At 59.6% G+C, this 21,451-nt stretch carries 21 protein-coding genes and 1 other RNA gene; 5 read left to right on the top strand and 17 right to left on the bottom strand.

Features of this window, described 5'->3' with window-relative positions; all coding sequences use genetic code 11:
- Nucleotides 1–35 precede the first annotated feature (35 nt).
- The 10 genes from purD to MSNKSG1_RS12125 form a co-directional block, all read right to left on the bottom strand.
- Nucleotides 36–1,322: a phosphoribosylamine--glycine ligase gene (purD, locus tag MSNKSG1_RS12170; RefSeq protein WP_008939579.1), complete on the bottom strand. Its 1,287-nt coding sequence runs from the start codon at nucleotides 1,320–1,322 to the stop codon at nucleotides 36–38.
- 12 nt (nucleotides 1,323–1,334) lie between these two features.
- Entirely contained in the window at nucleotides 1,335–2,915 is a 1,581-nt protein-coding gene (gene purH / locus MSNKSG1_RS12165; protein ID WP_008939578.1) for a bifunctional phosphoribosylaminoimidazolecarboxamide formyltransferase/IMP cyclohydrolase, read from the bottom strand.
- 116 nt (nucleotides 2,916–3,031) lie between these two features.
- Entirely contained in the window at nucleotides 3,032–3,349 is a 318-nt protein-coding gene (gene fis, locus MSNKSG1_RS12160; protein ID WP_008939577.1) for a DNA-binding transcriptional regulator Fis, read from the bottom strand.
- Nucleotides 3,346–4,341 carry a tRNA dihydrouridine synthase DusB gene (dusB, locus tag MSNKSG1_RS12155; RefSeq protein WP_227498017.1) on the bottom strand — a complete coding sequence of 332 codons (996 nt, stop codon included), beginning with the start codon at nucleotides 4,339–4,341 and terminating at the stop codon, nucleotides 3,346–3,348. Before dusB ends, fis begins: the two co-directional genes overlap by 4 nt.
- Before the next feature lie 224 nt (nucleotides 4,342–4,565).
- The gene (locus tag MSNKSG1_RS12150) at nucleotides 4,566–5,735 is read right to left on the bottom strand and encodes a DUF3426 domain-containing protein (protein WP_008939575.1); all 1,170 of its coding nucleotides are present in this window, start codon (nucleotides 5,733–5,735) and stop codon (nucleotides 4,566–4,568) included.
- Nucleotides 5,736–5,798: 63 nt separating this feature from the next.
- Nucleotides 5,799–6,695, bottom strand: a complete 897-nt coding sequence (gene prmA, locus MSNKSG1_RS12145; protein ID WP_008939574.1) for a 50S ribosomal protein L11 methyltransferase — start codon at nucleotides 6,693–6,695, stop codon at nucleotides 5,799–5,801.
- Between the two features lie 2 nt (nucleotides 6,696–6,697).
- A complete protein-coding gene (accC, locus tag MSNKSG1_RS12140; RefSeq protein ID WP_040886892.1) occupies nucleotides 6,698–8,044 on the bottom strand; it encodes an acetyl-CoA carboxylase biotin carboxylase subunit in 1,347 nt (448 codons plus the stop codon).
- A gap of 18 nt (nucleotides 8,045–8,062) precedes the next feature.
- Nucleotides 8,063–8,524, bottom strand: coding sequence for an acetyl-CoA carboxylase biotin carboxyl carrier protein (accB, locus tag MSNKSG1_RS12135; protein ID WP_008939572.1), 462 nt, complete (start codon nucleotides 8,522–8,524; stop codon nucleotides 8,063–8,065).
- A gap of 27 nt (nucleotides 8,525–8,551) precedes the next feature.
- Complete coding sequence (gene aroQ, locus MSNKSG1_RS12130; protein WP_008939571.1) at nucleotides 8,552–8,992, bottom strand: type II 3-dehydroquinate dehydratase; 441 nt, start codon at nucleotides 8,990–8,992, stop codon at nucleotides 8,552–8,554.
- Between the two features lie 264 nt (nucleotides 8,993–9,256).
- Nucleotides 9,257–10,873, bottom strand: a complete 1,617-nt coding sequence (locus tag MSNKSG1_RS12125; protein WP_008939570.1) for a diguanylate cyclase — start codon at nucleotides 10,871–10,873, stop codon at nucleotides 9,257–9,259.
- A gap of 196 nt (nucleotides 10,874–11,069) precedes the next feature.
- On the opposite strand from MSNKSG1_RS12125, the gene MSNKSG1_RS12120 reads away from it, so the two are divergent.
- Both MSNKSG1_RS12120 and MSNKSG1_RS12115 read left to right on the top strand, forming a co-directional pair.
- On the top strand, nucleotides 11,070–13,058 hold the full coding sequence (locus MSNKSG1_RS12120) for an EAL domain-containing protein (protein ID WP_008939569.1): 1,989 nt from the start codon (nucleotides 11,070–11,072) through the stop codon (nucleotides 13,056–13,058).
- Nucleotides 13,059–13,080: 22 nt separating this feature from the next.
- Entirely contained in the window at nucleotides 13,081–14,133 is a 1,053-nt protein-coding gene (locus tag MSNKSG1_RS12115) for a DUF2333 family protein (RefSeq protein ID WP_008939568.1), read from the top strand.
- A gap of 94 nt (nucleotides 14,134–14,227) precedes the next feature.
- On the opposite strand, the gene ppa is transcribed toward MSNKSG1_RS12115, so the two are convergent.
- The 3 genes from ppa to rpiA all read right to left on the bottom strand — a co-directional run bounded on the left by ppa (nucleotide 14,228) and on the right by rpiA (nucleotide 17,158).
- Nucleotides 14,228–14,755, bottom strand: a complete 528-nt coding sequence (ppa, locus tag MSNKSG1_RS12110) for an inorganic diphosphatase (protein ID WP_008939567.1) — start codon at nucleotides 14,753–14,755, stop codon at nucleotides 14,228–14,230.
- A gap of 440 nt (nucleotides 14,756–15,195) precedes the next feature.
- Nucleotides 15,196–16,335 (bottom strand): acyl-CoA dehydrogenase family protein, encoded by a 1,140-nt coding sequence (locus MSNKSG1_RS12105; RefSeq protein WP_008939566.1) that lies wholly within the window; start codon nucleotides 16,333–16,335, stop codon nucleotides 15,196–15,198.
- 142 nt (nucleotides 16,336–16,477) lie between these two features.
- Entirely contained in the window at nucleotides 16,478–17,158 is a 681-nt protein-coding gene (gene rpiA, locus MSNKSG1_RS12100; RefSeq protein ID WP_008939565.1) for a ribose-5-phosphate isomerase RpiA, read from the bottom strand.
- Between rpiA and ilvA the strand changes: the two genes are divergently transcribed.
- Together ilvA and MSNKSG1_RS19290 are read left to right on the top strand one after the other, a co-directional pair.
- Nucleotides 17,157–18,821 carry a threonine ammonia-lyase, biosynthetic gene (gene ilvA, locus MSNKSG1_RS12095; protein ID WP_083871058.1) on the top strand — a complete coding sequence of 555 codons (1,665 nt, stop codon included), beginning with the start codon at nucleotides 17,157–17,159 and terminating at the stop codon, nucleotides 18,819–18,821. The genes rpiA and ilvA overlap by 2 nt on opposite strands.
- Before the next feature lie 269 nt (nucleotides 18,822–19,090).
- Nucleotides 19,091–19,255 carry a hypothetical protein gene (locus MSNKSG1_RS19290; RefSeq protein WP_008939563.1) on the top strand — a complete coding sequence of 55 codons (165 nt, stop codon included), beginning with the start codon at nucleotides 19,091–19,093 and terminating at the stop codon, nucleotides 19,253–19,255.
- Here MSNKSG1_RS19290 and MSNKSG1_RS12090 read toward each other — a convergent pair.
- The 4 genes from MSNKSG1_RS12090 to MSNKSG1_RS12080 all read right to left on the bottom strand — a co-directional run bounded on the left by MSNKSG1_RS12090 (nucleotide 19,237) and on the right by MSNKSG1_RS12080 (nucleotide 20,612).
- Complete coding sequence (locus MSNKSG1_RS12090; RefSeq protein ID WP_008939562.1) at nucleotides 19,237–19,872, bottom strand: 5-formyltetrahydrofolate cyclo-ligase; 636 nt, start codon at nucleotides 19,870–19,872, stop codon at nucleotides 19,237–19,239. The genes MSNKSG1_RS19290 and MSNKSG1_RS12090 overlap by 19 nt on opposite strands.
- A 4-nt stretch (nucleotides 19,873–19,876) precedes the next feature.
- Nucleotides 19,877–20,058, bottom strand: a non-coding RNA gene (ssrS, locus tag MSNKSG1_RS18945) — 6S RNA.
- Between the two features lie 51 nt (nucleotides 20,059–20,109).
- The gene (locus tag MSNKSG1_RS12085; protein ID WP_008939561.1) at nucleotides 20,110–20,406 is read right to left on the bottom strand and encodes a cell division protein ZapA; all 297 of its coding nucleotides are present in this window, start codon (nucleotides 20,404–20,406) and stop codon (nucleotides 20,110–20,112) included.
- Nucleotides 20,406–20,612: a TIGR02449 family protein gene (locus MSNKSG1_RS12080; RefSeq protein ID WP_008939560.1), complete on the bottom strand. Its 207-nt coding sequence runs from the start codon at nucleotides 20,610–20,612 to the stop codon at nucleotides 20,406–20,408. Before MSNKSG1_RS12080 ends, MSNKSG1_RS12085 begins: the two co-directional genes overlap by 1 nt.
- A 214-nt stretch (nucleotides 20,613–20,826) precedes the next feature.
- On the opposite strand from MSNKSG1_RS12080, the gene MSNKSG1_RS12075 reads away from it, so the two are divergent.
- The gene (locus MSNKSG1_RS12075) at nucleotides 20,827–21,429 is read left to right on the top strand and encodes a UPF0149 family protein (protein ID WP_008939559.1); all 603 of its coding nucleotides are present in this window, start codon (nucleotides 20,827–20,829) and stop codon (nucleotides 21,427–21,429) included.
- Nucleotides 21,430–21,451 lie beyond the last annotated feature (22 nt).

Raw genomic sequence — 21,451 nt, 5'->3', positions numbered from 1 at the left:
CCCGGTCATTGACCGGGCTCTGTTTTCCATCCGGATCAGCCTTCTTCCCGGGCTATTGCCCGGTAGGCAATGTCCTTGCGATAGAATGCACCATCCCAATGGATTTTCGCAGCCAGGGTGTAGGCCCGTTTCTGGGCCTCGGTCACGGTCTGTCCGAGCGCGGTGGCACAGAGTACCCGACCGCCGCTGGTGACCACTGTATCGCCGTCCAGTTTCGTGCCCGCGTGGAACACCTTTTCCCCGCCCACTTCGGATTCCGGCAAGCCAGAAATGGCGTCTCCCTTGTTATAGCTGCCCGGATAACCGCCCGCCGCGAGTACGATACCTACCGAGGCGCGGTCATCCCACTCGGACTGGCACTGGTCCAGCTTGCCGTCTACCGCTGCCTGGCAGAGCGCCACCAGATCGGACTTCATGCGCAGCATGATGGGCTGGGTTTCCGGATCGCCGAAGCGGCAGTTGTACTCGATAACCTTCGGAGCGCCACTGGCGTCAATCATCAGCCCGGCGTACAGGAAACCCTTGTAGGGGTGCCCTTCCGCCGCCATGCCCCGGACGGTCGGATAGATTACCTCGTCCATGATGCGTTGATGAACCTCCGGGGTCACGACCGGGGCCGGCGAGTAGGCGCCCATGCCACCGGTGTTTGGGCCGGTGTCGCCGTCACCCACCCGTTTGTGGTCCTGTGAGGTGGCCATCGGCAGCACGTGCTCGCCGTCGACCATCACGATGAAGGAGGCTTCCTCGCCTTCGAGGAACTCCTCGATCACGACGCGGCTTCCGGCGTCGCCGAATGCATTGCCCGCCAGCATATCCCGGATGGCCGATTCCGCTTCTTCCAGAGTCATGGCCACGATCACACCCTTGCCGGCAGCCAGGCCATCGGCCTTGACCACGATGGGCGCACCCTGCTCACGGACATATGCCAGGGCTTCATCCACATCTGTGAAATTCCCGTAGGCCGCCGTCGGAATCTTCTGGCGGGCCAGGAAATCCTTGGTGAACGCCTTTGAGCCTTCCAGCTGGGCGGCGCCCGCACTGGGGCCGAAGATGCGCAGACCGCGCTCTTCAAAACGATCGACCACGCCGGCGACGAGGGGAGCTTCGGGACCGACGATGGTCAGGCCGACATTGTTGTCGCTTGCGAAATCGGCCAGAGCCTCCAGGTCCATGACGTCGATGTTGACGTTTTCGAGGCCCGGTTCGCGCGCTGTACCGGCATTGCCGGGCGCCACGAAAACCGTCTCTGCCAGCGGAGACTGGGCAGCCTTCCAGGCCAGGGCATGTTCACGACCGCCGCTTCCGATAACCAGAATGTTCATTCAGTGAGCTCCTCAGTGACGGAAATGGCGCATGCCGGTGAAGACCATGGCAATGCCGTGTTCGTTGGCGGCGTCGATGACTTCCTGATCGCGCATGGAACCGCCCGGCTGGATCACCGCGGTAATGCCGGCTTCGGCGGCGGCGTCGATGCCGTCGCGGAACGGGAAGAAAGCGTCGGAAGACATCACCGATCCTTTCACTTCCAGGTTCTCGTCGGCGGCCTTGATGCCGGCGATCCGGGCACTGTATACCCGGCTCATCTGACCGGCGCCAATACCGATGGTCCGGCCTGCCTTGGCGTAGACAATGGCATTCGACTTGACGTACTTGGCGACTTCCCAGGCGAACAGCAGGTCGTTCAGTTCCTCTTCGCTGGGCTGGCGCTCGGTCACGACTTTTACATCGTCCATGGACACCATGCCAAGGTCCCGGTCCTGAACCAGCAAACCGCCGGTCACCCGTTTGAAATCCAGCGCCTTGGCCCGCTCTGCGTCGAACTCGCCGCAGGCCAGCAGACGTACGTTCTTCTTGGCCGCCACGATCTCAACCGCTTCCGGTGCAACGGTGGGCGCGATGATCACCTCCACGAACTGCCGGTCGATGATGGCCCTGGCGGTGTCGGCATCCAGCTCACGGTTGAAGGCGATGATGCCGCCAAAGGCCGAGGTGGGGTCGGTGGCAAAGGCAAGATCGTAAGCCTGGCGAATGTCCGCGCCAATGGCCACGCCACAGGGGTTGGCGTGCTTGACGATCACGCAGGCCGGATCCGCAAAGGGTTTCACGCATTCAAGGGCGGCATCGGTATCGGCCACGTTGTTGAACGACAATTCCTTGCCCTGGAGCTGGCGGGCGGTGGCGACAGAGGCTTCCTTCGGGGTGCGCTCGGCATAGAACGCGGCCCGCTGATGCGGGTTCTCGCCATAGCGCATGTCCTGAACCTTCACGAACTGGGCGTTGAAGGTGCGTGGGAAGTCGGCGTTGTCGTTATCGGGCGTGCGTCCGCCAAGGTAGTTGGCGATGGCGCCATCGTAACCTGCAGTGTGCTCGAAGGCTTTGACGGCGAGGTCGAAACGGGTGGCGTGGGTAAGCTGCCCGTCGTTGTTGTCCAGTTCTTTCAGCACGCGGCCGTAATCCGTGGCGTTGACCACAATGGCAACGTCGTTGTGGTTCTTGGCAGCGGCACGAACCATGGTGGGGCCACCAATATCAATGTTCTCGATGGCCGTGGCCAGGTCGCAGTCGGGGTTGGCAACGGTTTCCTCGAATGGGTAGAGGTTCACCACCACCATATCGATCGGATCGATGCCGTGCTCGGCCATGACGTCGTCGTCCGTTCCCCGGCGACCGAGTATGCCGCCGTGGATTTTCGGATGCAGGGTTTTGACCCGTCCGTCCATCATTTCCGGAAAGCCGGTGTAGTCGGAGACTTCGGTGACGGGTACGCCGTTTTCCCTGAGCAGGCGGAACGTGCCGCCGGTGGAAAGAAGCTCTACGCCGCGCTCGGTCAGGTCGCGGCCAAAATCGACAATGCCGGTTTTATCACTAACACTGATAAGGGCGCGGCGGACGGGGGTGTTTGCCTGGTTTGACATGGTCACTTTCTTCGCTGGTCAGATAAGCCGGATAACATGGCGGGGCGACGATGGCCTCGCTGTAACGAACAAGGGCCTCGCGAACGTGATCCGGGAGGCCCTTGGGGCGGGTCAGATTATAGCAGACCGTACTGCTTCAGCTTCTTGCGCAGGGTGCCGCGATTCAGCCCCAGCATGGTCGACGCCTTGGTCTGGTTGTTGCGGGTGTATTTCATCACCTGCTCCAGCAAAGGCGCTTCGACCTCCGACAGAACCAGTTGGTAGACGTCGCTCACCGGAGCACCATCGAGTTGCGAGAAGTAGTTTTTCAGGGCCACTTCCACGCTGTCACGCAGGGTGACGGTGTTGCCACTGCTATTCACTGTCTGCAACTGATGAAGATCATCGTTTGCCGGGGTGCTCAGGTTTTCATTTGCCAAAGTCTCAGCGGTCATGCTGCGAATACCTCTCCATTTCGTAAGCCTGCAAAGTACTGTTCAATACTGTCTTTCTGCTCCAACGCGTCTTCGATGGCATTGAAGCGTTTGCGAAACTGTTTGCTGCGATCGTGGGACTGCAGATACCAGCCCACGTGTTTCCTGGCGATACGCACGCCCATCAGCTCACCATAAAACCGGTGGAGTTCTGTCAGGTGTTCGGTCAGCAGGGCTTCCACTTCGTCCAGATCCGGCTCCGGCAGATGCTTTCCGGTTTCCAGGTAATGCAGTATTTCCCGGAAGATCCAGGGCCGCCCCTGTGCACCCCGGCCGATCAGGAGTCCGTCGGCACCAGTGTGCGTCAGAACCTGCCGCGCCTTCTCCGGCGAGGTAATGTCGCCGTTGGCGAAAACCGGAATGCTGACCCGCGACTTGACGTCGGCGATGGTGTCGTACTCGGCATCGCCGTTGTACTTGTCTGCCCGCGTGCGACCATGAATGGCCAGGGCCTGGATGCCGGCGTCTTCGGCCATTCTGGCGATGACCGCCGCGTTGCGGTTGTCCGCGTCCCAGCCGGTCCGCATTTTCAGGGTCACCGGGACATCAACCGCATTGACCACCGCTTCGAGGATGTCGCGCACCAGAGCCTCGTCTTTCATGAGCGCCGAGCCGGCCGCTTTGTTGCAGACCTTCTTGGCGGGGCATCCCATGTTGATGTCGATAATCTGGGCGCCGAACTCGGCATTCTGCCTCGCTGCGTCGGCGAGCATCTCCGGATCGCCGCCGGCAATCTGGACCGAGCGGGGTTCCGGCTCTCCGTCGTGGTTCAGGCGTGTGCGTGATTTGCGCGTATGCCAGAGCTTGCTATCCGCGATCACCATTTCCGATACCGCAAGCCCCGCCCCGAGTCTGCGGCAGAGCAGCCGGAAGGGGCGATCCGTTACACCCGCCATGGGTGCAACAATCAGCGGATTGGGCAAGGTGTACGGCCCGATTTTTGCCGTTGGCAGCATGATCTGAGTCCGTGTCACAGCGGGTTTAGCAAGAGTCGGATAGAGTCGGCTGGTTAATTAATGACCGATCTTTTCCGGAGGGCGGTAATGATACCGTTGCCGTTGGCCGGATTGAAGGGGCTTGACAGCGAAAAAAGCTGATTATTTTTCGTTCTTTCTGGTTGACTTTTGTTCGCTTCAGTGGCCCCGGGTATCCGGTCAACCCGGGGTGATAGCCATGTTTACGGCGAGTAGGGGCGGAAACTGAGGTTGTAGTTAACGGCATCGCGCCCCGGATCCCGGATGCGGATGGCAATCCGGACCGGCGTGTTGACCGGCATGGTATCGAGCTCTTTGGCATCTCCGGCGATGTATTCTTCCGGTGTGAACACGCTTTGGGCCACCACGTCCCCGTTCAGATTGGAGAAGGTCAGGGCGATGGCCGGGAACGGTTGCTCGAAGCTGGCGCGATTGATGATGACGGCATCCACCAGCAACTGGGTGCGGTTCTCGGGATCCGTGCGCACCACCAGCTTCCGGCTCTGGATGGCGTCGACGTTGACCAGAGGCTTCAGGGTACAGCCGGCCAGCTCGCAGCCCTTCTCATAGAAGGGGCGGAGCTCCGGGATGGCGGATAGGCGATCAAACTGGAACCAGGTCACCTGGGCCACGAGAACCCCGATAAGCGCCAGGACCACCAGGCTCCACAGGATCTTTCGGAGGCCCGAGCCGGATCGCGTATCCACCGCCACCGGCTCGGTTCTGAGATCACCGAATGGCACACCCGAGCGCACGGGTTCACCGACGCGATCCTGATCCCGGTCGACGTGAAATTCCGGTTCCCGGGGTTCGGGAGAGGACGGAGCCTCGGTTGTCGGTTCCGATGATGCTGGTTCCGGCTCTGGCTCGAAGGACTCTTGAGGCGGTGCCTGCCGGGGCGGTTCCTCTGGACGGGGCGAGGGTTCCGGGTTGGGGGCTGTCTGGCGGCGAGCCGGGACTTCAGGCTCATCCAGCATGGCTTCAGCCCAGCTCTCATCGACCTCCTCGTGTTCGGACGGTTCGTCCGCGTCCTTGAAATCGGCCGTGGACTGCTCGTCGATGGAACGGAAGCTGTCGCTCAATTCGTCTTCGGAGAAGGTCAGTTTCGAACCCGCATAGCGACCTTCCTCCGCATCCTCCTCCGGGTTGTCGGCAAACACGAAGTCCTCTTCGGACGTCGTCGATGTCGCAGGACTGGTCTGGGCGGTAGCAGAAGACTTGGCCCCCGGCCGGATCTGGTGGTCGATGGCGTTGAACACTTCCATGCAGTTCCCGCAGCGCACTTTACCCCCGGCGACGCCGAGTTGCTGATCGGTGACCCGGAAGCGGGTCTGACATTTGGGGCACTGGGTCTGCAGGCTGCTCTGGGTCATGCTTCGTTCCTGAAAGCGGCTTGTACTACAAATGTCGGAGTTTAGTCGGTAATGCCGGGCCCGTCATCTGTCCCTGCGTCGTCCTGTGAGGCGTATCCACTCTTCGCGTTGTTCCGGTTCGTCCATGATGAACCAGGGATCGTAGGCTTCCATGACCTCACGGGCCTGGTTGGACAGAATGCCGGACAAGACGAGGTGGCCACCCGGGCGCGTCAGCGTCGCCAGGTGCGGGGCAAGTCCGATCAGTGGCTGGGCCAGTATGTTGGCCAGCATGACATCGCAGGTGTCCTCGGGTTCATGTTCCGGCAGGTAGAGGTCGAGCAGGTCGTCCTGGACCCCATTGCGACGGGCATTTTCCCGGCTCGCTTCCAGTGCCTGCTGGTCCGTGTCGACCCCGGTAACGTGGCGCGCTCCAAGGAGCAGGGCGGCGAGGCCCAGAATGCCGGAGCCACAGCCGTAGTCGATGACGTCCTTGTTTTGAACGTCCTGCCCGTCCAGCCATTCCAGGCACAGGGCAGTGGTGGGATGGGTGCCGGTGCCGAAGGCCAGTCCGGGATCCAGCATAAGATTGGCCGCATCCGGATCCGGCGCGTCGTGCCAGCTGGGTACGATCCAGAGCCGCTCGCCGAATTTCAGGGGCTGGAAGTCATCCATCCAGGCCCGCTCCCAGTCCTTGTCCTCAACCAGCGTGACCTCGATGTCTGACAGTGACTGCTGGGTCTGCTGGTGCCAGGCGTCCTGAACGGCGGCGCACAATTGTTCGATGTCGCGGTCGGACTGGAACAGGCCGGTGACCGTGGTCTGGCTCCAGAGAGGGGTGGTGCCCGGATCGGGCTCGTACAGGGGCTGGTCGGCGGCGTCTTCCATGGAGACGGCGTCGGCGCCGAGCTCCATGAGCAGATCCTCCAGCTGATCCGCGTTGTCCGGATCAGCCGGGATCTGGAGTTGTATCCAGGGCATGGTTATTCCCGCATCAGTTTTTCCAGGTAATGGATGGTGAAGTCTACCTGTTTAAAGCCACCATCGCGTACCAATCTTCGATGCAGGGGTTGGTTGGTCTTGATGCCCTCGACCACCATCTCGTCCAGTGCTGTCTTCATGCGGCGCCGGGCAATCTCCCGGTCATCGCCCCAGGTGATCAGCTTTGCCACCAGCGAGTCGTAATAGGGCGGCACTGTGTAGCCACTGTAGAGATGGGAGTCGACGCGAACCCCGTAGCCTCCGGGCGCATGATAATGCTTGATCTTGCCTGGGCTGGGAACAAAGGTTTGCGGGTCTTCGGCATTGATGCGGCATTCCAGTGCGTGACCGGAAATGCGGATTTCGTCCTGATTATACTGCAGTGGCAGTCCGCTGGCGATCCGCAGTTGTTCGCGCACGATATCCACACCGGTAACCATCTCTGATACCGGATGCTCCACCTGTACCCGGGTGTTCATCTCGATGAAGTAGAACTCACCGTCCTGGTACAGGAACTCGAACGTGCCGGCACCGACATAGCCGATTTCCTTGCAGGCATCGACACAGGCTTTCAGGGTCTTGGCCCGGGATTCCGGGTTGATGTTCGGTGCCGGTGCCTCTTCGATGACCTTCTGGTTGCGGCGCTGCATGGAACAGTCGCGGTCGCCCAGGTGGATAACGTTCCCGTGCATGTCGGCGAGGACCTGCACTTCCACATGGCGGGGCGCTTCCAGGAACTTCTCGAGGTATACGGTGGGATCACCGAAGGCGTTCTTGGCTTCGCTCTGGGTGATCTGGATCGCCTTGAGCAGGGAGGCCTCGGAGTGCACGACCTGCATGCCACGACCCCCACCGCCGGAGGCGGCCTTGATCATCACCGGATAACCGATCTGGCGGGCGATTGTCAGTGTTCGCTCGTCATCGTCGGTGAGTGGCCCGTCAGAACCCGGAACCGTGGGTACCCCGGCCTTTTTCATGGCCTCGATGGCAGACACCTTGTTGCCCATCAGGCGAATGGTTTCGGCCTTTGGGCCGATGAACCTGAAGCCGCTCTTCTCAACCTGTTCGGCGAAGTCGGCATTCTCGGCCAGGAAACCATAACCCGGGTGAATCCCGACGGAGTCGGTCACTTCGGCGGCGCTGATGATGGCGGGAATGTTCAGGTAGCTGTCGGTTGCGCTGTTCGGGCCAATGCAGACGGATTCGTCTGCCAGTCGAACGTGCATGAGATCCCGGTCGACCTGGGAATGCACGGCGACGGTCTTTATGCCCAGTTCCTTGCAGGCGCGCAGGATACGCAACGCGATTTCACCGCGGTTTGCGATCAGAACTTTTTCTAACATGGCCATGAGTAGCTATCACCCAGTTCAGGAAATGACGACCAGCGGCTGGTCAAACTCCACCGGCTGGCCATTTTCGACCAGGATATCCGTGACGGTACCGGCCTTGTCGGCTTCGATCTGGTTCATCATCTTCATCGCTTCAACAATGCAGATGACGTCGCCCTTGTTGACGGTCTGGCCTACTTCCACAAACGACTGGGCGGTCGGCGACGGTGCCCGGTAGAACGTGCCTACCATCGGCGATTTCACCGTATGTCCGGCAGGAACGTCGGGTGCGGCGGGCTGCTCGGGGGCAGGTGCCGGCGCCTCCGCCGGTGCGGCGGCCTGAGGTGCCTGCGCCGGAGCGTGGCTTACGTAGTGAGTCGCAGCCGGTTGCTCGCGGCGGCGGGAGATCCGGACCGAGTCGTCGCCCTCCTGGATTTCGAGTTCTTCGACGTCGGACTCCTCGAGCAGTTCGATGAGCTTCTTGATTTTGCGAATATCCATAGCTAATCCAGTCCCGTTGTGTCTGGTCTATCGGTGAATTCGTTGCAGGGCGGCCTGCAGGGCCAGATCGTACCCGTGGCTGCCCAATCCGCAGATAACGCCCTCGGCGATATCGGAGAAGTAGGAATGATGGCGGAACGGTTCGCGCGCATGCACGTTGGACAGGTGCACCTCGATAAACGGAATACCTGCCGCCAGAATGGCGTCCCGCAGGGCCACGCTGGTGTGGGTGAAGGCGGCGGGATTGATGATGATGAAATCGACGCCTTCCGCCCGCGCTTCGTGCACCCGGTCAATCAGTTCGTATTCGGCGTTCGACTGCAGATGGAGCAGGTGATGGCCATGGGCCGCCGCCGTATCCTTCAGCCGGTCATCAATGTCGCTCAGGGTCTCGTAGCCGTACACCTCGGGTTCCCGGGTGCCGAGCATGTTCAGGTTTGGACCGTGGAGCACGAGAATGGTGGACATGATTGCTTCCGTCTTGCTGTCTTTTTTTACAGGATCGCCGAAAATCGAGGCATTTTCCCACAATGGTGCGTGCTTGTTTTCCTCAGATCAACACTTTTTGACAATCTTTCGTGTTGGCCATTGGTCGTAAAAAGACAGCGCGATCATCGAAATTGAACCTTCGTTGATGACAATCATTGTCGTCAACGACCGTGGCAACTTCCATTCGACGTTGGTTTCATAGCGGAAGGTCGCGGGGCAGCAGGGTGCTGCCCCGCCGAGGGGTCAGGCATCGGCCGCGGTCACGCAGTTGCGGCCGTGTTCCTTGGAGCTGTATAGCGCCCGGTCAGCCCGCTCACAGAGGGCCTGGGAGCTGTCGCCCTGCCAGGCGGCGACACCGCAACTGAAGGTGACATTGAACTCCCGGTCGCCGGCGGGCTGCTGCAGTTCCGAAAAACGCTCCCGGATTTCGTTGAGCACGTTTCGGGCATCACTGATACGGGTGTTGGGCAGGATGATGGCGAACTCTTCGCCGCCGTACCGGCCGATGTGGTCGGTTTTTCGCAGTCGCTGCTTGAGAAACATGGACAGACTGCGCAGGACCCGATCCCCGATGGGGTGGCCGAAGGTGTCGTTCACCTTCTTGAAAAAATCGATGTCGATCATGGCAAAGCACAGTGGCTGATCTTTCTGACGGGCGCGCACGATCTCCTGGTCCAGGAGGTGGAGGGTATGGGTGTGATTGTACAGGCCGGTCAGGCTATCGCGGATCATCAGCGCGAGCAGTGAGCGGGCCCGGCGCCCGCGGTTGTGAATGGTGGCGATCAGGTGCTTGGGATCAATGGGCTTGGTCAGGAAGTCGTCGCCGCCGAGGCTCATGGCGTGCAGCTGTTTGGAAACGTCTTCTTCCGCGGAAAGGTAGATGATCGGGACACTGTGAAAACGGTCTTGCTGCCGAATGACCCGGGCGATCTCCATGCCGGTGCAGCCGGGCATGTACATGTCCAGAATGATGATTTCCGGTGAGAACTCTTCCAGTGCATGGATGATCTGCATGGGGTCGGTGATGATGTGTGCGGTCATCCCCGCCTTTCGCAGCACCGTTTCCATATACTTGGCCTGGGCCCTGGAATCGTCCAGCACCAACACCCGATAGGGTTCGACGGTGTTGCCATGGGTGTAGGTCTCGATCTTTTCGATCAGCTGGCCAGGATCGACGGCCGGATAGAAGAATTCCTCTCCGCCACACCGGGACGCCCGCAGACGCGTCTCGATGGTGCCGTCCTCGTCGCTCATGAAAATGATGGGAATGGGGGTTTCATGGCGTTCCTGCAGGCGTTCGATTGCGGCAATGCCGGCGTCCGGCGCGTCACCCCCGAATTTGATGTCCATCAGGATGGTTTCGGGTTTGTGCAGGGCGCAGGCTTCAATCAGATCGTCTGCCCTGGAAAATGCCGAGGCACGGAAGCCGAAGAATTCCAGTTGCCGGATCAGCCGGTTGGCCATCTCATCGTTTTCCAGGGCGATGTAAATCGGGGTGCGGCGGTATTGATGCGGGGCTTCATCGCTGTTCTGATCGGTGCGCCGAAGCGTGCTGCGACAGAGAATCTCCATGGCATCCTGCAGCGGTGGCCAGAGATCGTCGGCGGGGGCTCCACCGGTGGGCCATTGTTCCATCAATGTCAGAACCTTCTGGCCGGCCTCGGCGTGGGAAACCATTTCAAAGCGCTGGGCATAACGAACCAGTTTTTCTGCGGCACTCGCCAGTTCGTCACGATGAGCGGCGGCGAGTGAGTGATCGGAATGAATCTTCTGCCAGGTATCCAGGACCACCCGAGCCTGGGTGGTGACGCGACGCGCGAAGTGTTGCCTGAGTTTCTCTTTCTGGCTTTCGTCGTTCATTGTGCTCCGGTCCGTCCTTTTCTCATTATCGGTCGTCCTGCCCGGTGCGGACGATTTTTTAACCTTAGTGCTTTTGCAGAGTCTATAGTGTTTAAAGTTGTCGGCGTAGGTAGCGCTATGTAAATGTTTGTCAACTCTGGGGTGCAGATCACAGTCCGTTCGCGGTCTGGCGCACGGCCCCTCCGGAGCGCACTGGATGGCACGGAAGCGTGACCCACAATCTGTCAGGCACCAGCGGGGGGTGATCACTCTGCGAACCCTCCTGCTGATCTTCACCGGCGGTTTGCTCGTTCTGGTGTTGTTGTCCGGCTTTTTTACCAGTTACAGCCACTTCCGGGGGTATGTGTCGGAGCAGCTGGCGGGCCAGGCCCGTGATGGTGCAACGGCGGTGGGGTTGTCGCTGTCCAATGCCATTGATGGTCGTGACCGGGTTGCGGCGGCCTCGCTGATCGATTCGGTATTCGACAGTGGCCGTTATCTCAGTGTCGTGTACCTGGATAACCAGGGCCAGGTCGTCGTTGGACGCAGCCGGACCCTTGAGGATATCGGTGTACCCGGTTGGTTCCGCTCTCTTGCTAACCTGCCCCTGCCGGTGGCTCGTGCCGAGGTCGTACGGGGCTGGAGTCGTCTGGGAACCGTGCAGGTGGTGAGCGATCCGGGTCGGGCCTATCGGGACCTCTGGCGCATTACCTCCGGCCTGGTGGTGGCGATTCTGGTGATTGGCGGGATCGGCCTGTTCGCTCTGTTCCTGGTGCTGGCGAGAGTCCTGAGGCCACTCCACGCCCTTGAGGAACAGGCGCGAGCGCTTGGTCGACGGGAGTTCCGGCGTCACGTCACGATTCGTTCCACCCGTGAACTCAATCAGGTGACAACGGCCATGAACCAGATGGCCGACGACCTCGGCCATCTGTTCGAGGGCCAGGCCAAGCTGATCCAGCATTTTCGCCGTGTAAACAACGAAGACTCGGTTACCGGTCTGGCCAGTCGCAGTGCCTTCGACCAGCGACTCAAAGCGGAGGTCGAATCCGAGGAGCGATTCGCGCCAGGCGCGCTGATGTTGATCCAGTTACGGGACTTTGCCGGCTTCAATGATTCATATGGCCGTCTTGAGGGCGATCGCCTGCTGATCCGGATCGCGGGTGTCATTCGGGAGTTTCTGTCCAGGCACACCGGGAGCTTTGCGGGGCGCCGGACGGGCGCCGAGTTTGCCGTATACCTGCCTGGTGCGGTGCCGGCCGACGCTGGTATCTGGTGTCGGGATCTGCTGGCCGAGCTGGATGGTGTCTATGCGGATCAGGCCGCCCCCGCGGAAGTGGCGGTGCACGGCGGGGTTGCGAAGACCGCCGCTGGCGTCAAGGCCCGGGAATTGATGTCTGCCGCCGACGAGGCGCTCAGAAACGCGCAGTCCCACGAAGAATCGGAATGTCATTTCGCCAATGGTGAACAGGAGCACCACCACAATAATGACACCTGGCGAGCGATCATCAGCGAGGCCATTTTGAGAGAACGGTTCTCCTTCTGGCTTCAACCGATGTTCGAGGACCACTCCGAGACGCCGCTATACCATCAGGTTTTTTCCAGGTTACAGGCACCCGAGGGCGAGCTGAAAGCGGGGGTGTTCGTGCCGATGGCCGAGCGTTTTGGTCTGATCGAGGATATCGACCGATTGCAGATCCGCCGGGTGCTGGACTGGCTGGAAAGCCGCCCCGACCAATCCTTTGCGGTTTCCGTGGCCGGTGCCTCCGTTGCCAGTGAGCCATTCCGGCGGGATCTTCTGATCTGGCTTGAAGAAGCAGGCGACGCATCCCGGCATCTCTGGGTCGGTATTTCTGAACAGACCATTCATCATCATCGTACCGCGGTGGGGCTTCTGGTAAGAGCTCTGGGCCGCCTGGGCGTTCCGGTTGTGGTGGATCGCTTCGGCGTTGGCGGGGTGCCATTCAGCTATTTAAGGAATCTGAGATTTCAGGCGCTGCGTATCGACAACAGCTTTATTCATAACATCGACAGCCACGAAGAGAACCGGTTTTACCTGGAATCTGTGGTGTCGATCGCCCATAGTCGGGGTGTTCAGGTGTTTGCCAGCGGTGTTGAAACCGCGTCGGAATATGGCGTGATCTGTAAACTGGGTATCGATGGCGCCATGGGGTACCATTTGGGTCGACCGTTCGCGGCGAACCAATAACCGGAAAGGGACTAGGAGTCTTATGTCAGGCAGAATCAGACGGTTCTTCAGGGATCGTAAAGAGGACGTTCAGGATTACACCGGCGGGTCCGGTATCATCGGCAAATTCGTGCTTGCTGTCCTGGTGGTTTACCTGCTGGTGGCCGTGGTTCTCGGGTTCTACTGGAGTGACGAGCCGGAAACCTTCTCGGTGCGCGAGAATACCCGGGCAGTGGCCAACGCGATGGGACGTGAACCGGTGACGGGTTTCGCCACCACCAGTACCCTTATTCGCATCGCCGAAACGCTGCTGGACAAGCCGGGAGGCTACCTGACCAACGACATCTTTCCTCCGGGGCTCTGGCTCGACAATATTCCAAGCTGGGAATACGGCGCCCTGGTGCAGGTACGTGACCTCGCACGGGCCATGCGTCGCGACATCGCGCGGTCCCAGAGTCAGTCTGCGGAAGATCCCGATCTGGTTGTGGCTGAGCCGCAGTTCAACTTTGACAGCAACAGCTGGGCGATTCCCTCCACCGAATCCGAATACCGTCGCGGCATTGCCGCGCTGAAGCGCTACCTCGATCGGCTGTCCTCCAACGGCCAGGACAGCGCCCAGTTTTTTGCTCGTGCCGATAACCTGAGTAACTGGCTGGCAGATCTGGAAACCCGGTTGGGTAGCCTGTCCCGTAACCTGGGTGAGAGTGTGGGGAAAGCATCGATTTCCGATGCCGTGGTGGATGTCGATGCCGATCAGGGCCTCAAGGAAATCCCGGATGGCGAGGAAGTTAAGACACCCTGGACACAAGTGGACAATGTCTTCTACGAAGCCCGTGGCAGTGCCTGGGCGCTGCTTCACATCTTCCGGGCTATTGAAGTGGATTTCCGGAAGGTGCTCCAGGACAAGAATGCGATGGCCAGCGTCAAGCAGATCATCATCGAGCTGGAAGCCACCCAGGACCCCATGTGGAGCCCGGTCATTCTCAATGGCAGCGGCTTCGGGATTCTGGCCAACCACTCGCTGACCATGGCGGCCTACCTGTCCCGCGCCAACTCTGCGATCAGTGACATGCGGGATCTGCTCTCCCGGGGATAATCGGACCGCCTGCTGCAGATCCGGCAGGACGGGACACAGGGCATAAAAAAGCCGCGACCAGAGTCGCGGCTTTTTTGTCTCACGTTGGCGTGAATCAGCCTTTGTAGGCCTTGATCGAATCTTCGATGGCCTTCTTGGCAGCGGCGGCGTTGTCCCACCCCTGCACCTTGACCCACTTGCCCGGCTCCAGCGTCTTGTAGTTCTCGAAGAAGTGCTGGATCTGGTCGCGCAGCAGTTCCGGCAGGTCTTCGATTTCCCGTACGTTGTGGTAAGACTGGGTCAGCTTGTCGTGAGGCACTGCGACCAGTTTGGCGTCGCCACCGGCTTCGTCTTCCATGTTCAGAACGCCAATCGGACGGCACCGGATGACGGAACCGGCCTGCACCGCGTAAGGCGTGACGACCAGCACGTCGAGGGGGTCGCCGTCGTCAGCCAGGGTGTGGGGGATGAAGCCGTAGTTGGCCGGGTAGAACATCGGAGTCGCCATGAAGCGGTCTACCAGCAGGGCGCCCATGTCTTTATCCAGTTCGTACTTGACCGGGGAGCTGTTCGCCGGAATCTCGATGGCAACGTAGATGTCTTCAGGCGGGTTCTTGCCTGCGGGGATGTTGTCGAATTGCATGTGCGATCCTTCCTGGTACGTTGAAGTGCGTTTGACTGCGGTTAAAAAGTGGGCGCAATTATACGGGAGTCTCCTGCAGTTCGAAACTAAACCTTGGTCGGCGTGATTGTTGGTGCTGGATTCGTTCTGGCTTGGGAGTAAGCGGCAATCTGACAAGGCCTCCCGAAAAGCGCCCGTTAATACGTCCCTGTAGGGCTCGGTCGCGCCATCCATGGCGCTCCACGTTTTCGGGAGGCCTTGTCAGATTGCCGCCCGGGTCTCTCAGATATACTTCGAATACAAGACTTGAGCTTTTCCGGGCCTGCACACAGCTCTGGGGGCGTATCAGGGGCCTGTTCCAAAACTGTGCGAAGCCATGGATGGCGGAGCTCAAGCGTCACAGGGACGTGCCGTAAGGAGCGTGTTTTGGAATAGGCCCCTGATACGCCCCTCCCCGAGGATCAGAGCCTCAATTGCTTGGCAATCAGCTCTTTCATGATCTCCGTAGTGCCGCCGCCGATGGACAGGATTTTGGCATCCCGGTACAGGCGCTCCACTACGGATTCCCGCATGTAGCCCATGCCACCGAACAGCTGCACCGCCTCGCGGGTGACTTTCTCGCAGACGTCGACGGAGAAATTCTTGGCCATGGCGACCTGTTTGATGGGGTTCTTGCCGGCCTGCATCAGGGCCGCGCAGCGGTAGGTGTATTCCCGGGCAATGTCGATCTGGGTCGCCATGTCCACCAGCTTGTGGCGGGTCACCTGGAAGCCGGCGATGTTCCGGCCGAACGCCTGTCGCTGCTGCGCGTATTCCAGGGCGGCCTCATAGGCGAGCTGGGCGGTCATGTAGGCCATGATGGACAGCATCAGCCGTTCTGCCAGGAAGTTGCTCATGATGGCAATAAAACCCGCGTTTTCGGCACCGATCAGCCGGTCTGCCGGCACGCGGCAGTCCTCGAAGAAGAGTTCGGCCGTGTCGCTGGCCCACCAACCCATCTTGCGGAGCTTGCGGCCGGTGGAGAATCCCGGCATGTCCCGGTCGATGAGTAACAGACTGATTCCGCCGTGGCCTTCGCCACCGGTGCGGACAGCCACGGTATAGTGGTCGGCACGCATGCCGCTGGTGATGAAAGTCTTGCTGCCATTGACGATGTAGTGGTCACCGTCCCGGACGGCATGGGTTTTGAGGTTGGCGACGTCGGAGCCGCCGCCGGGTTCGGTAATGGCCAGGGCGGAAATCTTATCGCCCCGCAGGACAGGGGGGACGATCTGCTCGCGAATCTCCTTTCTGGCCCATTTCGCCACCGGTGGCAGGCCGATGTCCAGGGAGCCAAGCCCCGCGACCAGTCCGCCGGACGTGGAACGCATGAGCTCCTCGGAGATCGCCACTTTAAGGAAAATATCGCCTTCCCCTGTTCCGCCAAGTTCTTCCGGAAAGCCGACGCCCAGCAGACCTGCGTCGCCCGCCTTTCGGTACAGATCCCGGGGAAATTCCCCGGCTTCTTCCCAGTCGTCGATGTGAGGCAGTACGTGGGTTTGAACAAACTTGCGGGCACTCAGGCGTGCCTGTTCGTGGGTATCGTTGAAGTAATCGGACACAGTCGGGCTCCCAGCCAGTCAACACGGATGAGTGCAGTGTCCCTCAGAAACCGGCACCAAGCAAGCGCTTGGTTTGCTGTTGTGCAGGCACAAAAAAAGGGCTGGCCTCAAATGCCAACCCTTATTCCGGCCTGGGCGCGGATCAGATGCCTTTTCGGGGAATGCTCTTGACGCCCTCGGCGGTGCCCAGCAGCAGAAGGTCGGCCGGCCGACGAGCGAACAGGCCGTTGGTGACCACGCCAACAATGTTGTTGAGTTGCTCCTCCACGTGGATCGGGCGGGTGATATCCAGATTGTGGATGTCCAGGATCACGTTGCCGTTGTCGGTGGTGAAGCCTTCACGGTACACCGGATCGCCGCCGAGTTTCACGATTTGCCGTGCAACGTAACTGCGCGCCATGGGAATCACCTCAACCGGCAGGGGGAAGTCGCCCAGTACGCCGACCTGTTTGGACTCGTCGGCAATACAGATAAAGGTCTTGGCCACGGCCGCGACAATTTTTTCCCGAGTCAGTGCGCCACCGCCACCCTTGATCAACTCCAGGCGTTCGTTGGTTTCATCGGCGCCGTCTACGTAAAACTCCAGGGTGTTGGCGCTGTTGAGATCGTACACCGGAATGCCGTGGCCCTTGAGCCGCTCAGCCGTCGCTTCGGAGCTGGCAACCGCGCCATCGAATTCCGCCTTGTGCTCGGCCAGCAGGTCGATAAAGAAGTTGGCGGTGCTGCCGGTGCCGACGCCGACAATGCTGTCGCGGTTCAGGCGCGGGGCAATGTACTCCACGGCGGCTTTGGCCACGGCCTGTTTGAGTTCGTCCTGATTCATGTCTGGCTCCGGATTGGGAAATTTCAGACATTATAGCCGTCTGGGCGGTGTGCTTATAGACGGCTGCCGTGCAAACTTTCTACACTGTGGGTTTTCTTCGCACACTCATCAACTGACCGGAACCACAATGCCGCAACGCTATATCAAGAAGATACTCGATGCGCGCGTCTATGACGTGGCGATCGAAACACCCCTGACTGAAGCCCGTAGCCTGTCCAAGCGTTTTGAAAACAACATTCTGCTCAAGCGCGAAGACCTTCAGCCGGTGTTCTCCTTCAAGATTCGTGGTGCGTATAACCGGATTGCCCAGCTTTCCGAGGAACAGAAAGCCAAGGGTGTCATTTGTGCCTCCGCCGGCAACCACGCACAGGGCGTGGCCATGTCGGCCAAAGAGCTGGGCATCAAGGCCGTGATCGTGATGCCCCAGACCACTCCGGACATCAAGGTAAAATCGGTCCGTGACCGTGGCGCAAAAGTGGTGCTCAAGGGTGATGCGTTTGACGAAGCCGCAGCCCATGCCCAGGAGCTGATCCGCAAACACGGGTACACCTACATTCCGCCCTTTGATGATCCGGATGTGATTGCCGGGCAGGGTACGGTGGCCATGGAGATGATGTGGCAGTTTTCCCACCCGCTGCATGCGGTGTTCATTCCGGTAGGCGGCGGTGGTCTGGTTGCCGGTATGGCGGCCTACATCAAATACCTTCGGCCAGAGATCAAGGTCATTGGTGTGGAGCCGGAGGATTCGAACTGCCTGCAGGCCGCGATGAAGGCGGGCGAGCGGGTCATTCTGGATGAAGTCGGCATCTTTGCCGACGGCGTGGCCGTCCGCCAGATTGGTGAGGAACCCTGGAAAATTTGCAAGGACAATGTGGATGAGGTGATCACCGTCTCTACCGATGAGATCTGTGCCGCGATCAAGGATGTCTTCGAGGATACCCGCTCGATCGCCGAGCCGGCCGGTGCCCTCTCGGTGGCCGGCCTGAAGAAATACGTCCAGCGGGAACAGCTGGAAGGGGAGAATCTCGCAGCGGTTCTCAGTGGCGCCAATATGAATTTTGACCGCCTGCGCTACATCTCCGAGCGTACCGAGATTGGTGAACAGCGTGAGGCCATCCTCGCGGTGACGATTCCGGAGAAGCCGGGCGCGTTCAAAACCTTCATCAATGCCCTGCACAAGCGCAGTATCACCGAGTTCAACTACCGATACTCGGACGCGCAAAATGCAGTCATCTTTGTTGGAATCCAGATCCAGGCCGGTGGCTATGGTCGGGACGAGCTGGTCCAGGAACTCCGTGAGACCGGTTATTCCGTGGTCGACCTGACCGACAGCGATCTGGCGAAACAGCACATTCGACACATGGTGGGCGGTCACGCACCGAGCATCAGCAATGAAAAGGTCTACCAGTTCGAGTTTCCGGAGCGTCCAGGTGCGTTGCTCAAGTTCCTGATGTCACTGGGCACCCGGTGGAACATTTCCATGTTCCATTATCGGAACCACGGCGCTGCCTACAGTCGGGTGCTGTTGGGGGCTCAGGTCAGCGACGGCGAAGAGCAGGATTTCGAGAAGATGCTCGATAAGGTTGGCTTCCGGTACGAAGACATGACGGAAAATGAAGCCTATCGTCTGTTTCTCGGAGCCGGCAACGGAAGCGCGAAATAACCCGAGGCAGGCGCATGGCGGGGCAAGGCTTCCGATACTGTGCGGAGCCATGGATGGCGGAGCTCAAGCGCCACAGGGACGTGCTTGAGCGTGTGTCGGAAGCCTTGCCCCGCCATGCTCCGGGCGCGACCTCAATTCTTAACTAAGTTTAATCCGTCAAAAATTGTAAAATGGTGATTGCGTGTTAGTCTTTCGTCTAATTCTTGAAATCAAGAATAGCTGACTGATTTTCCAATTAATTACCACCTGAGTCTGAAGGAACACCAACCATGGGCGGCAAGCCTGACATCCTGAAAGCCATTGTGCTGATTTTTGCTGTCGGCCTTGTGATTACCGGATTTACTTCCATCCACGCCTCAGAAGACAAGCCCCAGGTTGAGAACACTGTGACCATTGGCTCCGTGCAAGGCGAGGCTCACGGTCTGAACCGGTAACAACGCCGGTCGGTGACCACACTGTGCAGCGGGACATCCCAGGGTTCCGTCGGAAGCTTCTTTACCCTCTGAAAATCATGCGCCAGCCCGATCAGTTTCGGGGCCAGTCTCGGCCTTGAACGGCTGAAGGCGAATGTCCGATCGTAGAATCCGCCTCCCATTCCCAGACGTCCACCATTTTCGTCGAATCCCACCAGCGGGAACAGCACTGCGTCCAGCGCCCATGGCGGCCGCTTCAACCCTTTGCTGAAGTCCGGTTCCGGGATGCCAAAGCGATTCGCGTGGAGCATGACGCCGTCCCGATACGGGCTGAATACCAGTTTTCCGTTATGAATCGGATGCAGCACCGGCAGGTAGAAATGTGCCCCTTTACGCCTGGCAATATCCATGAACAGATGAGGATCGATCTCCCCGTCATTGGGCAGATAGATTGCAATATGCTTTGCCCGGTGGAGATCCGGATTCTTCAGAAGATTCAGTGCGAGATATTCCGATGCCTGCATCTGCTGCTCAAACGTCAGCGCCTGTCGTTGGGCCCGCAGGTGCTTGCGAAGCTGGCTTCGGTTCAGTGTGTCGGGATGGGATTCGAACGGTTGTGGGGCGATAAACCTGGTCAAAATAAAGCTTCCCGGGCTGCCGTTATCGGATGTGGCCCTTGAACCCAAAGTTCAAGGTCGGTGGCCGCTGTGACATATTAGGCTTTCCCCGTAAGGGGACGTGCTCACAATGCCCTGAAGTAGCCACCTGGGTAGTGCGCATCGGCTCGAGGACGTATCCGACCATCGCGAACAGCCCAGGAAGTTGATCCCATTATACGGGTAGCTCCGGGGCGGATTGCAACACCTGATTCCGGATCAGTGTCCGGAATTGTCCCCAAGGGCCTGGTCAAGCTTGCCGTCCATCGCTTTCAGGATGGAGCTCGTGGCGTCGGACATGGAATCCTGTTCGAGGAGTTCATGGGTGATGTTCAGCGCCGCCATCACGGCGATGCGTTCAACGCCGAACACCTTGCCACTGGACCGGATCTCACGCATTTTCTGATCGAGGTGCCGGGCGGCGCGCAAGAGTGCGTCCCGCTCTTCATCCGGGCAGGCAACCAGGTATTCCTTGTCGAGAATCTTCACCTCAACGGTGGCGGGTTGCTGTGACATCAGTGGTGCTCCAGCGCTCGAAGGCGGCCGATCATGGCTTCAATCTTGTTTTTGGCAAGATCGTTCTTGTGCATTAACTGGGCGCGTTCTCGGTTCCAGTCGTCCTGCAGATCCCGCAGCATGGCATTATCACGCTCCAGCTTCTGGCAGCGTTCAATCAGCTTGTCCAACTTGTCCGCTAAGGCCTGTACTTCGGACTGTTCCATGGCGTGCCCAGCATCGTTTGTTATGAATCCAAACAACTATAAGTGTGGATGGTAAGTCGGTCAATTTACAGGCTTGTCATGGCCTCGCGGGCGTGACAGGGATCACCGTTGGCAGGGTTGCGAATGAGGAGGCCGGGCCACGCCCCGAGTGCCTTGTGGCGCCCCGAATGCTAGGATAGGGCCTTCACTCAGCGATACAGGATTTTTGTGCTCAATGTCAGAATCCGACGTCTCATCCGGGGCCGCACGGGCCGCGGAATTCGAACGGTGGGCCAATGTCTTTACGGCCCATCAGGCATTCAGTCATCCGTCCGAGCTTCATGGCGTTCTTTGTGGTCGCCTGGCGGCCGGCGCCCGTATTGAGGAGAACGACTGGCTGGCCATGGTCTGCGAACACATGGGATTGCCCGAGCAGACCGCCGAGGACTCGGAGGATCTGGCTCCGTTCATGAATCGGGCCTATGAACAGACACTGGCGCTTCTTCAGTCTGCGGACATGAGTTTCCATCCCCTGTTGCCGGATGATGACTACGCCATCGAGCAGCGGCTGGAGGCACTGGTGGCGTGGGTCCGCGGGTTTCTTGAAGGCATGGCTCTGGCGGCAGGGGAATCCCTTGGCCAGGCGCCCGATGAAATCCGTGAGCTGATCGAGGACATGGTCGCCATCAGCCAGTTGTCCGACGACGAGGAAGCGGACGAAGAGAGCGAGCAGCAGTTGCTTGAAATTACCGAATACATCCGGTTGGGGGCCCTGGCGGTGTTTACCGAATTCAACGCCCCGCAGAAGCCCGCCACTGATTCACCGACCCTGCATTGAGCCGGGTCTGACCACGGGAGAG

This window comes from Marinobacter santoriniensis NKSG1, from assembly GCF_000347775.1.
GTDB lineage: Bacteria > Pseudomonadota > Gammaproteobacteria > Pseudomonadales > Oleiphilaceae > Marinobacter > Marinobacter santoriniensis.
The sequence above is the reverse complement of the archived record's forward strand: the minus strand, read 5'-3'. Positions and strand labels throughout refer to the sequence as shown.